Source organism: Bacillus sp. 01N45 (genome assembly GCF_056399205.1).
The window spans coordinates 37,044-50,920 of record NZ_JBFTQW010000020.1 but is presented as its reverse complement, the minus strand read 5'-3'; the positions used below and the strand labels follow the sequence as shown (position 1 = coordinate 50,920).

The 13,877-nt window shown below is 31.7% G+C and carries 10 protein-coding genes; 8 read left to right on the top strand and 2 right to left on the bottom strand.

The window, feature by feature from the left end; translation table 11 throughout:
* The 8 genes from AC1DMU_RS27955 to AC1DMU_RS27920 form a co-directional block, all read left to right on the top strand.
* Positions 1–1,791, top strand: a 1,791-nt coding sequence (locus AC1DMU_RS27955; RefSeq protein ID WP_476941663.1) for a thioester reductase domain-containing protein, incomplete at its 5' end; no start/stop codon positions are given.
* Between the two features lie 541 nt (positions 1,792–2,332).
* On the top strand, positions 2,333–2,743 hold the full coding sequence (locus AC1DMU_RS27950) for a hypothetical protein (protein ID WP_353842055.1): 411 nt from the start codon (positions 2,333–2,335) through the stop codon (positions 2,741–2,743).
* A 384-nt stretch (positions 2,744–3,127) separates the two neighbouring features.
* Positions 3,128–3,937 (top strand): class I SAM-dependent methyltransferase, encoded by an 810-nt coding sequence (locus tag AC1DMU_RS27945; protein ID WP_000651404.1) that lies wholly within the window; start codon positions 3,128–3,130, stop codon positions 3,935–3,937.
* A gap of 746 nt (positions 3,938–4,683) precedes the next feature.
* Positions 4,684–5,475, top strand: a complete 792-nt coding sequence (locus AC1DMU_RS27940) for an enoyl-CoA hydratase (protein WP_476941662.1) — start codon at positions 4,684–4,686, stop codon at positions 5,473–5,475.
* A gap of 176 nt (positions 5,476–5,651) precedes the next feature.
* A complete protein-coding gene (locus AC1DMU_RS27935) occupies positions 5,652–8,210 on the top strand; it encodes a glycosyltransferase (protein ID WP_476941661.1) in 2,559 nt (852 codons plus the stop codon).
* A gap of 19 nt (positions 8,211–8,229) precedes the next feature.
* On the top strand, positions 8,230–9,360 hold the full coding sequence (locus tag AC1DMU_RS27930; protein ID WP_088063440.1) for an aminotransferase class I/II-fold pyridoxal phosphate-dependent enzyme: 1,131 nt from the start codon (positions 8,230–8,232) through the stop codon (positions 9,358–9,360).
* Positions 9,353–9,919, top strand: a complete 567-nt coding sequence (locus AC1DMU_RS27925) for an acyltransferase (RefSeq protein ID WP_088063441.1) — start codon at positions 9,353–9,355, stop codon at positions 9,917–9,919. The genes AC1DMU_RS27930 and AC1DMU_RS27925 overlap by 8 nt, the downstream gene beginning before the upstream one ends.
* A 49-nt stretch (positions 9,920–9,968) precedes the next feature.
* Positions 9,969–10,322, top strand: a complete 354-nt coding sequence (locus tag AC1DMU_RS27920; RefSeq protein ID WP_371878399.1) for a hypothetical protein — start codon at positions 9,969–9,971, stop codon at positions 10,320–10,322.
* An 833-nt stretch (positions 10,323–11,155) separates the two neighbouring features.
* On the opposite strand, the gene AC1DMU_RS27915 is transcribed toward AC1DMU_RS27920, so the two are convergent.
* Positions 11,156–11,800 carry a GNAT family N-acetyltransferase gene (locus tag AC1DMU_RS27915; protein ID WP_098368421.1) on the bottom strand — a complete coding sequence of 215 codons (645 nt, stop codon included), beginning with the start codon at positions 11,798–11,800 and terminating at the stop codon, positions 11,156–11,158.
* Positions 11,801–11,894: 94 nt separating this feature from the next.
* The gene (locus AC1DMU_RS27910) at positions 11,895–13,547 is read right to left on the bottom strand and encodes a pyridoxal phosphate-dependent decarboxylase family protein (RefSeq protein ID WP_476941660.1); all 1,653 of its coding nucleotides are present in this window, start codon (positions 13,545–13,547) and stop codon (positions 11,895–11,897) included.
* Positions 13,548–13,877 lie beyond the last annotated feature (330 nt).

Sequence of the window (13,877 nt, the reverse complement as noted above, 5' to 3'; positions counted from 1 at the left end):
GTTAAGATTAGAGGGTTTCGAATTGAGTTAGGTGAAATTGAAACAATATTAGGAAAACATCYAGACATTRAAGAAGTTACTGTGGTAGCGCAAGAAGATACATTTGGAGATAAAATCTTAGTAGCCTATATTGTAGGTGAAGGAGATGTACAAGAGTGGAGAAAACATGTAGAGGTACATCTTCCAAATTATATGGTACCGGCTCATTTTATCAAGATAGAATCATTGCCGTTAACTGTTAATGGGAAGGTAGATAAAAATGCTTTACCTGCATGGGATTCTATTATACAAACAAGCGATGGGTATATAGCACCTCGGAATAGAGTAGAGAGAAAATTGGTAAAAATTTGGTCAGAGGTATTAGGGATTGACTCCTCTGTCATTGGGATAAACGCTAATTTTTTTGAACTAGGTGGGCACTCTTTAAAAATTATGAGTACTTTAGTAAAAACATTTTCTGAAGGCTGGAATGTAACTATTAAAGATTACTTTGAATTAAAAACTATTAATAATATAGCTAAAAAAATTCAATATGGATATAGAGTAAATTCACATTCAGATACATTAGATATTAAATTGTTAACACCTCCGAAGAAGCTAAAGGAAACAAAAAGATATGCATTTAGTAATAATAGCAAAATACTTTTAACAGGAGCTACAGGATTCTTAGGTATACATCTACTAGAACAACTATTGGATACTACAGAATGTAAGATATATTGTTTAGTTCGTGGGGAAAATAAACTAGAGGCGAAAAATCGTTTATTAGACATGTTACAATTTTATTTTAAAAACAAATTTGTAAGATATCAATCTTTAGTAAATCAGCGTATCTTTATTGTGCAAGGTGATTTAGCTAAACAAAATATGGGATTAGAAAACGCATTATATAAGGAGCTTCATCAACAAATCTCAACTGTTATTCATGCTGCGGCTTTAACAAAACATTTTGGCGAGTATAGTGAATTTGAAAGAGCGAATGTCCAGGCGGTGAAAGAACTTCTTGCATTTGTTGGTGATACTAAGGATTTACATCATATATCTACGACTGGTGTAGCAGGACAATTTGTATTAAGTGAAAAGGAAATAATATATAAAGAAAGCGATTTTTATGTAAAACAAAATTACAAAGATAATGTGTATGTGAAAAGTAAATTTTTAGCAGAATATGAAGTGTTCAAGGCAATATTAAGGGGAACAGATGCTACTATTTATAGAGTAGGAAATCTTACAAATAGATATATTGATGGACAACATCAATATAACTTCACCGAAAATGCATTTATGAGCAAATTAAAATTTATATTACAATATGGTATCGTGACAGATGTATTATTATCAAGTGAAGTTGAATTTACACCTGTAGATTATTGCAGCAAAATTATCACAGGGTTTGTAACATCAAATGAAGTGCATGAAAATAGTGAAGATTGCGTAAATCATATATACAATCATCTTACGTTAAATTTAAAGGAACTTGTAAAGTTACTAAATTCAATGGGATATCCAATTAAAGTAATTTCTGAAACAGAGTATCAGCAATTTATTTTAGAAATATCTAAAGATAAAAAGAAACAGGAAGATATTCAAAATCTCATGACATTTGAAGAGCCAAAAGATAATTGTTATAAACCAATAAAGCTTGATTCGACTGAAACTCAAAAAAAGCTAAAATTATTAGGTGTTCAATGGCCTATTATTAATAGTGAATATATACAACAAATAATTGCTTATATGACGAGTGTTACTGGTAGTGGTTCTGTAGCAAATTGTTATACTTTAAAAAGCTGATTGGGAATATGAGAAATGAGCTATTTTAAAGGAAAGTAATTAAAAAAACATAGAAATTTTTTAGGTGAAATCATTGGAAAAGGGCGGCTTTTAGTCAGCGTATGAAAGTAAACTATCATATATTACTTTTAGTCTTCAATAGAGAGTAGCGTCAAGGAAGTCCTTCTATAAGAAAGTATGAATATGTCGTTTTCTTTAACTGAAATAGAAATGAACTTATTATATAATAAGTTCAAGAAAATTTTTCCTTTTTAATCATTGTTAAATAATCACAAACCTTTCGGGTTTACGATTCATTACAAGGAAGTGTATAACGCATATACGCTAATTTGTAATACGAATGTATTCCTGGAAGGTTTTTTTGCGTTGTGGGAATAGGATAAGTAATCAACTAGCAAGGATGTGATAGATTATCTTAAATTATTAAGAATTGTAGTGGGGAAATAAGAATTTTGGATTTCAAAATACAAAAGAAGGTGAAAAAAGATGAGAGGAGCAGTCTCTTCTTTTTTATTTCGAAAGGAGAAGGAAGTGGTTAAATATGAACATGAAAACTTTTGAAATGCGTGAAAAACGTTTAGCAGAACTACTAGGTGCAAAAGTACTATGGGAATTTATCAGTGCCGTCACAGAGGAAATTGAAAAGCAGGAATTAGAGTCTACACCAGGTTTATTAGAAGATCTATTCATACATGTGAAAGAAACAATTCAAATTCAAAATATGAATCAACACATAACAAAAGCCCCTGTAAAAACAGAGGCTGATGGTATAAATACAGATACATTATTTATGGAAGCATATGTAGAATTAATTAATCATAAGTTTGTTATTTCTGAATTAGCTGTAGAGCTTTCATCTGTTCTAAAAGAATTAAATTGTTTTGTTCAATCATCTTTGCCACTGCTTCAAAGTAAGCTTGATTCTCAAGAACCTCAATCTGCTTCTCTTTAGGGAGTGATTGAAGTATTTCTTTAATTTCTTTACACTCGTATATGTTATTCTCCGAGTCTTCGATTAATTTATTACGACGATTGGTGTATTCAAGTGCACCTAAAGTCGCTAATGCGCGAGGGTCTAATCCTAGAATTTCCATGTATTCCTCTCCTTTCCTCTACAATAATTCGATACGGGGAAGGAGATTCCTTTAATAATTTGGTAGAGTTTTTATAGTTATATAACATATTTTTTATTAGTGAGAATTTTATTTAGCAGGAATACAATAGAATTAGACTTAAAATGTTTACCTTCGTCTAAATACAAGTTATACACACATATATTGATCTTATAAAGGTATATATTACACATAATATTATGTTAAAGGTGGCGAATTGTATCATGAAAGATTTTGTTCTCGAAAAAGAAAACATTATTCGTAAATATGGTGAATGGACCGCTTATGATATTAAATTAACGGATACTCTATATACAAGAGATATTCGACAACCAAATCCTGCGTTAAAAAAAATTGTGACAATGATTCAAGATATCACACAATGTGATTTTAAAAATCTTCGAATCTTAGATTTAGCTTGTTTAGAGGGGCATTACGCTATTGAGTTTGCTATGCAAGGAGCAACTGTTGTAGGGATAGAAGGAAGAGAATCAAACGTACAAAAAGCTATATTTGCTAAAGATTTATTAAGGTTGGAAAACTTAACCTTTTATCAAGATGATGTAAGAAATTTAAGTGCTGAAAAATATGGTCAATTTGATATTGTTTTATGCTCTGGTATTTTATATCATTTAGATTGCTCAGATGTATTCCCTTTTTTAGAAAAAGTGTATGAAGTATGCAAAAGGTTTGTAATAATTGATACTCATATCACTCATACTCCCAATGTATCAGTACTCTATAAAAATTATGAATATAAGGGGCACACAATGCTAGAACACTCTGCTAATTCATCAATAGAAGAACGTTTAAAATCAAAATGGGCATCATTAGATAACATTACTAGTTTTTGGATGACAAAATCCTCTCTATACAATTTTTTAACGCGAACAGGTTTCTCTTCTATAAATGAATCCAGAAGTTTAGTTCAAGAAGATAGGGTTACTGTTGTAGCTTTTAAGAAATATCCTATAGAAATTAAAAGCTCTCCTGAAACAGAAAAATACATTGAACCCGATTATTTAGAATGCTAAAAATAACACGTTTAAGTTTAATATCCTAATCACTCTGTATGAGGTTGCACTATATGCCTCTCAAGCTAAAATCTTAAAGTATCCCTAAACAAAATTATCAATTTTCCAAAAGCTATTTATATAAATGCAACTTGTTGTTTCCGTTTTGAGAGCACTATAAAGTTTTTGCTTTATAGTGATGGGATAGCACTGCACTGCTATCAACTTAAAGAAATACTTCCGAAAACAAAAAATGAAAAGAATAATAAAAAAGCTTATCATTACGTGTTAAAGGATAAGCTTTTTTATTTAGCGTTCGATAGAACTCTTTACTTAGGAATTCCCCACTTCTAAATGAAGTGAAAGTGGGGGTAGTTCAATTGTAATTACAACAAATTAGTTAAGAAAGACTTTAATACAAGTGGTTACTAAAATAGTGTCTTTCTTAAACTGTTCTCATTTAATGTTCCTCATGTATCAGTCTTCTTATCTCATTTTTTCTAAGAGTCATCCCAGCTTCAGAAACTGTGTAACGGAAACCAAAGAAACATGAAGCCAAATTAATACAGTAAAAGAACAATTTAAAAATATGTTGTGATTATAAAATGGTGCCAAGAAAGGATTGCTCATTTTATGCTTCTACAGTTCATACAATAAATTGATGAATTTCTAAAAGCGGAACCATATTTGGAAATTTAGGCTGATGGTGAGTGAAGTAAAGATGCTTGGTGTTGTGAAAAATTAGGTAGTTTAAAAGGGGATTTTTTATGAAGAATGAACGAGTAGTAACTTGTAATAAAGAAGGAAGTATTGCAGTCGTTACAATTCAAAATCCACCAGTCAACACTTTAAGTTTAGAAGTAGTTCAACAATTAGTAGATGTATTAGAGGAAATAGAAATTGATAATGATATTTCAGTCGTAATTATAACTGGAAGTGGAGAAAAGGCCTTTGTAGCAGGAGGGAATATAAAAGAATTTCCAGATTGGATGGGCAAAGGTGAAAAATATGCCGAGATGAAATCATTTGAATTGCAACAACCTCTTAATCAACTAGAGAATCTGTCTAAACCGACTATAGCTGCTGTTAATGGGTTAGCGCTAGGTGGTGGATGTGAATTAGCACTTGCTTGTGACTTAAGGATAATAGAAGAACAATCTTTAATTGGATTACCGGAAATTACGTTAGGTTTATTTCCTGGGGCTGGAGGAACCCAACGCTTACCTAGATTAATTGGAGAAGGAAAAGCAAAAGAGATGATGTTCACAGGGAAATCGATTACAGCTAAAGAAGCAAAAGAAATAGGCTTGGTTAACTACATTACCCCTCGAGGAGAGGCGTTAAATAAAGCAAAAGAGATTGCAATGGATATAAGTAAATTTTCTCTTCCAGCTCTCGCCTATATGAAGTTGGCAATTCGCGAAGGGGCAGCAGTACCTTTACAAGAAGGGCTTGAGATTGAAGCGCGTTACTTTGGAAAAGTATTTCAAACAGAGGATGTGAAGGAGGGGGTAAAGGCATTTATTGAAAAAAGAATGCCGCATTTTACAAATAAATAGAATGGGACGAAAAAAGTTATCCAGGTTTATTCTATACTATGTCAACATAGATGCTGTTTTTAAAGCTATTTATTTGTTTTTCGCAACACCTCTCAGATCTAGTTCGTCTAATAAATAGATTTGTAGTAGCATGTATATTTCAAAAGTGAAAATAAATAAAAAGGCGGAGGAATAGAATGGAAAATGGTACAAATGAAAAGGAAATAAATCAAACACCTTTAGTAAGTGTATTAATTCCTACGTATAATCGTCCGCACTACTTTGAAAAAGCTTTATGTAGTGTATTAGAACAAACGTATCCTAATATAGAAATTATAATAGGGGATGATAGTACAAACGACGAAACAGAGAAAGTGTTACAAAAGTACTTGTATGATCATTCAAATATTATTTATATAAAAAATAGGTCAACTCTTGGACAATTTGAGAACTCACGTATGTTATTTCATAAAGCGAAAGGTGAGTATATAAATTTCTTAATGGATGATGATTTATTTCATGTAAATAAAATTGAAAAAATGATGAAATACTTTTTAAATGACCTAGATAATGAAATTAAGCTTGTAACATCCCATCGCCAAGTAATGGATGCAGAAGGAAACCTATTGCCAGATGTTTATTCAACGATGCGTTTATTTTATACAGATACGATTATAGATGGGTCACAATTAGGAAAAATGGTGATTATGAATCAAAAGAATTATATAGGAGAACCGACAACGGTTTTATTTCGTAAAAGTGATTTAACAGAGCCGTATGGTGTATTTGATAAAAGGCGGTATCTTTGCAACGTAGATGTAGCTTCATGGTTATCCTTACTGAGTAAAGGGAAAGCAGTATATATAGCGGAGACACTCAGTTACTTTCGATTACATTCTAATCAGCAGTTAAATGAATCTAATAAAATGATGGATGGGCTAGAAGATTTTTCTCATAGTATTATTATAGCTGGAGAAAAATATGGTTTCTTATCCTCCGAAGAGGAGTTAGACAGAGCTATTACAAATTTTCTAGACTATGCAAGAAGAATTGTTCCATCATCCATATTATATTCATTGGACTACTATCAACAAATCAAGCTAAAGAAAATAAATATTGAAAAGAAAAAAGAGCGTATGAATATCAACTCGCACCTCCCAAAAGTCAGTATACTAATTCCTGCCTACAATAGACCTCATTACTTAGAATTAGCCCTCAAAAGTGCTTTGAATCAAACCTATGAAAATATTGAAATTATAATTTCTGACGATAGTACAAATGATGAAGTAAAAACAATGATCCAGCCATACTTAAAAGAACATGAATGTATAACATATGTTAAAAATGAAAATCCATTGGTGGCTGAAAATTTTAATCAATGTATAGAGCTTGCTACTGGTGAATATATAAATTTTTTATTAGATGATGATTTATTTCATCTTGAAAAGATTGAGAGAATGATGAAATACTTTTTTGAATTAGAAAACATTGCATTTGTGACGTCGTACCGTGAACTGATTGATGAGAATGGAGAGGTATTACCCCCCTCAACATTGAATTTGAAAATTGCCACAGAAACTACAATTTTTGAAGGGGAAACACTAGGGAATTATATGTTGAAAAACTTGAAAAACGTAGTTGGAGAACCGACAACGGTTTTGTTTGATCGCAATTTTTTTGGAGGGAAATTTGGTTATTTTAAGGGGAAAGCGTATTCTTCTATTAATGACATTGCAACTTGGTTAGATATGATGAGGAAAGGAAAAGTAGTTTATATAGAGGAACCTCTTAGCTACTTTAGACAACATAGTGGACAAAATCAAAAACAAATGTACTTTATATTAATGACAATTGAAGAATGGATTGAATTAATTACAGATGCACATAATAGTGGGTTTTTAAATACTGAACAAGATTATAAAGAGAGCTTATCTTATTGTTTGGAGAATGCGGGATTTATACTTAAGGATGCAGTAAGAAGTGGAGAACTAGATCAAATTTATAATGAAAAGATAAAAAGTGGGTTAATTAAACTAGTTACTCAAATATTTGAGAAAAATATTTGTTATTGCCAATATTGCAATCAAGAATTTAAAAGTTTTTCTCCTTGGCCAGCACATTATGATTTTCTAAAATATGAATTTGAGATGTGGAATAAAGATACAGGTATCTGTCCAGTTTGCTATTCGATGGATCGTGACAGGTTGTACCGTGCGTACATTGAAACAGAAACAGATTTGTTAAGTAGGAATTATACTATGCTTCATATTGCACCTGAAGTGAAGGTAAGGGGATGGCTTAACCAGTTTGAAAACATTACTTATATATGTGGGGATTTAGAACCAAAGGATTCTTTAATGGAGGAAATTGATATTACGAGAATTGCATACGAAAATAATACCTTCGATGTTATTTTATGTAGTCATGTATTAGAACACGTGCCTGACGATGAAAAAGCAATGCGAGAATTATATAGGGTACTAAAGCCAAATGGATGGGGAATTATTCAAGTGCCAATCGTAATGAATGTAGATTTTATTATAGAGGATAAATCTATTGTAACGCCATTATTGAGAAAAATAGCCTTTGGTCAAGAAGATCATGTTAGGATTTATAATCGACCGGGATTTATTCAACGATTAACAGATGCGGGATTTAAGGTGGAATTGTATAACATAGCTCAGAAACAAGGAATAGAAATTGCTAGGAAATTCGGATTATCTGAAACGGATATGCTCTATATTGTCCGAAAATGATAGAAAGGAATAGATGCATATGGAGAATATTCCTTTTTTACGTGCGTCAATTGTACCTGCAAACGAGTACTTAGATGAATTAGAGCGAATTGATATATCCCACATATATACAAATTATGGACCTATAAATCAACGTTTTGAAGAAACAATTATGTCGGAATTTTTTCAGAACAGGGGAACAGTTACAACAGTAGCAAACGCAACGCTAGGGTTAATGGCGGCAATTCAATGTAAGAAAAGAAAAAAAGGAAAGTATGCTCTTATGCCTAGTTTTACTTTCCCTGCTACTCCATTGGCAGCTATTTGGTGTGGGTTGGAGCCTTATTTTATTGATATTTCATTAGATGATTGGTGTATGGATAAAACGGTACTTTTGGATAAGATTGATGAATTAAAAGAAGAGGTTGCAGTTGTTGTTCCATATGCAACATTCGGATCATGGATGGACTTGAAAGACTATGAAGAATTAGAGAAAAAGGGCGTTCCGGTTGTTGTAGATGCGGCACCAGGGTTTGGATTAATGCATGAGGGTGTACATTACGGTCAGAATTTTAGTGGTATGATTGTATATAGCTTTCATGCAACAAAGCCTTTCGGAATTGGTGAAGGTGGTATGATATATAGCCATAATGAGGAAGAGATAAATCAAATTAAAAGAATGGGTAATTTTGGATTTGATCATAATCGTGAATGTACGATGATGGGGTTTAACTGTAAAATGACTGAATATGCAGCAGCTATTGGGATTACAACGATAAATAAATGGAATCAAAAAATGCAAGAACGAACTCGTATCTCTGAATGGTATAAACAGTTATTACAAAGTACGGGATTAATAAAAAAAGGCTGGCAAGTTCAAAAGACAAAAGCAGTTATTCATCAATTTATGCCTATCCTCTGTTCAGAAAAAATTAACAATATGCAGATAATAGAAGAGTTGAAAAAGCAAAAGATAGAAGCTAGATCATATTTTTCACCATCTTGTCATCAACAAGATTTTTTTAAAAAATATAAGTCTACAGATTTAACAAATACAAATAAAATAGCAAAACGAATAATTAGTCTCCCTTTATGGGAAGGAATGACAAAAGAAATCGTAGAGAAAATTATAATGTGTTTAATGCAGAAGGGGATGTCCACAGATGAATAGTTTTTATAGTCAAGAAGAGTTGAGCGAAATTGGCTTTCTATCTGTCGGGGAAAATGTATTAATAAGTAAAAAAACCAGCATATATAATCCAGGTGCTATATCTATTGGAAATAATGTAAGAATCGATGACTTTTGCATTTTAAGTGGCAAAATTACAATTGGAAGTTACTCGCATATAGCGGCATATACAGCTTTATATGGAGGAGAAATGGGGATTGAAATGCATGATTTTGCAAATATTTCATCAAAAACAATTGTATATGCAGCAATTGATGATTTTAGCGGAAATACATTAATGGGACCGACTGTTCCACATCAATATAAAAATGTGAAAGCTGGAAAAGTTACTTTAAAAAAGCATGCTATTGTTGGTGCGCACGCTATTATCTTTCCAAATGTAGTAATAGGAGAAGGAGCGGCAGTTGGTGCGATGAGTATGGTAAAAGAAAGTTTAGATGAATGGTATATGTATGCTGGGGTGCCTGTAAGAAAAATAAAAGCTCGTAAAAAAAAGATAGTAGAATTAGAAAATGAATTTTTAAAAAGCCTTAATTCCTGAGTGTTTAAAAGATTTTGTTGCAGCATTTCTCAAAAAAATTAAAAAAGACATATATGAGGGGATATTATGTGATTACTGTATTATTTATGGGGCTATCTTTATAGTAGAGTCTACACCAGGTTTATTAGAAGATCTATTCATACATGTGAAAGAAACAATTCAAATTCAAAATATGAATCAAAGCATAATAAAAGCTCCTATCAAAACAGAGGCTAATGGTATAGATAAAAAGACATTATATATGGAAGCATATGTAGAATTAATTAATCATAAGTTTGTTATTTCTGAATTAGCTGTAGAGCTTTCATCTGTTCTAAAAGAATTAAATTGTTTTGTTCAATCATCTTTGCCACAGCTTCAAAGTGAGCTTGATTCTCAAGAACCTCAATCTGCTTCTCTTTAGGGAGTGATTGAAGTATTTCTTTTATTTCTTTACACTCGTATATGTTATTCTCCGAGTCTTCGATTAATTTATTGCGACGATTGGTGTATTCAAGTGCACCTAAAGTCGCTAATGCGCGAGGGTCTAATCCTAGAATTTCCATGTATTCCTCTCCTTTCCTCTACAATAATTCGATAGGGGGAAGGAGATTCCTTTAATGAATTAGTAGAGTCTTTATATAGCTATACAAATTGTTAATGATTAGTGAGCATGTTATTAAGCAGGAATACAATTGAATTAGACTTAAAAGAGCTTTTTAAAAGGAAGAGAAGAAAGGGGAATCCAGTAATTCTCACTCTTTTTTCTTAAATGCTAAATATCACACGTTTGTTTCCTTTTATCATGTATTTTAAATGGAATTCTTTAAGGAAGATTAGATAGCTATAGGGTATGTAATATGAATAGATAAATGAAATGAAAGAGACTTGTAACCGTCAGTATTATAGGGAATATTAAGGGGTTATCAGGTAATATGTTTTAAAGTGTTTAAGAGTGGGAGTCTGTGTATAACTCGTTACTTAAACAATAAAAGATTAGACATTAAAATGGGGAAAAGTATTTAAGTTCCTGGTATAGACGAAATAATGGAGCGTATGAAATGAAAACATGTTGAAATAAATAGAAGGGGATCTTTAGGTAGGTTAAGCAGAGAAATAAGGCATGCTGAGAAAGTGGCTATTGAATTCGAAGAAGTTAAATTGTGAAAGGTATCACTTATGTAAGAATATCTATTACTTATTTACTCTATATAAAAAAGCAGCTGCACAAAAGTACAGCTAGTCTTCTTCGCAAATTTATATGGCCTTAATGACGAATTGGGATTGAGGTATATATAGTAATTGTGCTGCTAAGGAAGTTGTTGTGTTAGCAAATGGGTATGCTTCCTTATAAAGAAAATTACTATACACTATTTCATTCATTTCATAGGTCGTACACAGTTTTTTTAGGATTTTTTGAGAAATTTTATTTGTACAAGCAGCAATAAAATCAAAATCTTTTTTACTTATCTCTTGAATGGCATGTGAAAGAAGGGTGGTGATTATCCCACTTCCCATCCAATCTGGATGACAAGCGCCCATATCTAGATAGACCAATTTTTCTTTATCTAAATGAGAAAACTCAATAGATTCTGTCTCTAATGTATCTAAAAGTTGAAAAATAGGCTCCATTTGTGGGCATAGTTCAGTCGCTTTATCTGTATCTATTAGTGGCTGGGTTACTTTTTTTGTTAAAAGAACCCCAACAATTTGAAAATTTTCTATTGCTACAAATGACATAGCTTGAGATACAGCTTGTTTCATCATTTCTTCGCACATTTTGTGAAAAGGAGCAAAAGGAATTTGTAAACTGCTTACAAGAGGTTCATTATTCACAAAAGAATGTGCAAGTAAATGTGCTGCATCTTTCACGTGGTGTGTATCAAGTAGCTCTATATTCATATGTTTTTCCTCTTTCCTGATGTAATTAATAGTAATTAAAAGTATTATTTAATTTAGTTAAGTTTAATTATTAAAGCGCTTACCAAAATGATTATTAAACATATGAATAAATCTGTTTAGTAGCAATCGAAATATGTTCATAAAGAAATGCTACAATCTCATCTATACATTCAACAGTTGTATATGGAGAGATAGAAAAGAATTTTAATGTGGAAATTGAATTTCTATCACAACTGTTTATTGCATCTACTACACAAGAACGAGTTGTATCACCAAAAAATACTCGATCGCGATTTTTTCCTAGATAATTAAATAGTTCTATATTTAATCGGTTTGTATCCTCAATCTCTTCTTTTGTTGCAAGACCTATTCGTTCTTTTTCCCAATTTTCTTGGCCATCTCCATTCATATAGAAACGGAAGGTTGTAATTGGTCCATATGTAAAATCATTTGTGATTGCGACTTGAGGCAGGGCCTTGCGCAACTTCTCTCTAAATAATAGATTTACACGAATATAATTTGCTAATAATTTTTGATATCCTTCAATTCCAAAGGCTAATAGATTGATATACATGGGAATAGCACTACCAGCTCGTGAGCATTCTAAGGTATAGCCTGTATGATAACTACCATATGATCTATTACCAAGATAAGGTGTATCATCTTGTTCAATGTCCATCAGTTGTAAATCAGTATGATTTTTTACGATTAAAATACTTGAAGCATAAGGTGTTTGTCCTAATTTATGAAAATCAAAACATACACTATCTGCAAGAGACATATATTGCATTTTATCTTGTACGTATTGTAAGGCGTTTTTTACATTAGGTTCAAATGAGAGTGGATTTTCTTCAAAATTATAATTATTAAAGAAGCTATAGAATCCGCCCATTGCAGAATCAGCATGGATATAAATAGGCTTTAATTTATATTTTTTCTGTATTGTTTCAGCACTCTCTTTAATTTTTTTTATATCATCAATGGTAAATGTATCTGTTGACCCCATAGTAGCTAGAATATAGAGGGGGATACCGCCATTTTTAATAACCTGTATCATTTTATTCTCTAAATCTTCTATATCCATAGAATTTGTATATGGATCAGTTTTCACTTTTATTAAGTGATTTGATCCGATGCCAGTTGCTTCAGCTGACTTTAATAAACTATAATGTGCATTTTCAGAAGCAAAGCAATATACATTTTGTGGAGCGCCATGTTCTTTTGCTGATGGGAATTGTTTAGAAATTGCTAAGCGCAAGCTCGAAAACACGCATCCTTGTCCACCCCATGTTGTATAGCCACCGCTATTATGCGGATTATAACCAATCAGTTTTGAAAGCATGGATACAACTTTTACTTCTGCTTCAGCTGCCCCTGGACCATATACATCCCAAACACCATTACCATTTAAAAGGGCCATGGTTATTACACCTAATAGTGAAGGTATACTTGGTAGTGGTACAGCGTTAGACAAGTAATATTTATTTGGATAAGGATGACCATTCATAAATTGGTTTAGCTCTTCTATAACCTCAGACATAGTGATTCCAGCTAGTGGAATATGACTTTGGTGAATTAAGCCATTGTAGTATCCTTCGGATTTTTCCTCACATTTACCTAAAGTAGCTCGCTCTTCATTTTTTAATCGGTCAAGATTTTTAATTATTTTCTGCATAGATTCTAATAAAAGTTGTTGTTTTTCTTCATTTCCGTCAACGCTCGGAAATAATTTTAAAATATCTTGCATGCAGTCACTTCTCCTTGTGAAAAACTGGATTTTTATTTTACTTGGTTAAACATAAGGGTGTAATAATTTGTAATTGCCCTTTTGAATACTTAGAAATGAGGAGCTATTTAGAAAAAAATGTAATTCCATAGAAGATTATATGAACTATGGAATTTAAAGTAAAGAAAAATTTTTTGATTTATTTTAAAAAAAGTAATTGTGAGATAATGAAGTTTCTAAAAATATTTCTGAATTAATTGTTTATTTGGTTTGCATGATGTCCTAGCATGTATTCAACTAATGTAGTAGATAATTTACTCTAATGTAGAACTATTATAAGGTAGTTGAATA

Excerpts from the sequence above, each read along its gene's own strand:
- AC1DMU_RS27950 (WP_353842055.1), top strand. The coding sequence starts at position 2,333 with ATGAACATGAAAACTTTTGAAATGCGTGAAAAACGTTTAGCAGAACTA.
- AC1DMU_RS27945 (WP_000651404.1), top strand. The coding sequence starts at position 3,128 with ATGAAAGATTTTGTTCTCGAAAAAGAAAACATTATTCGTAAATATGGT.
- AC1DMU_RS27940 (WP_476941662.1), top strand. The coding sequence starts at position 4,684 with ATGAAGAATGAACGAGTAGTAACTTGTAATAAAGAAGGAAGTATTGCA.
- AC1DMU_RS27935 (WP_476941661.1), top strand. The coding sequence starts at position 5,652 with ATGGAAAATGGTACAAATGAAAAGGAAATAAATCAAACACCTTTAGTA.
- AC1DMU_RS27930 (WP_088063440.1), top strand. The coding sequence starts at position 8,230 with ATGGAGAATATTCCTTTTTTACGTGCGTCAATTGTACCTGCAAACGAG.
- AC1DMU_RS27925 (WP_088063441.1), top strand. The coding sequence starts at position 9,353 with ATGAATAGTTTTTATAGTCAAGAAGAGTTGAGCGAAATTGGCTTTCTA.
- AC1DMU_RS27915 (WP_098368421.1), bottom strand. The coding sequence starts at position 11,800 with ATGAATATAGAGCTACTTGATACACACCACGTGAAAGATGCAGCACAT.
- AC1DMU_RS27910 (WP_476941660.1), bottom strand. The coding sequence starts at position 13,547 with ATGCAAGATATTTTAAAATTATTTCCGAGCGTTGACGGAAATGAAGAA.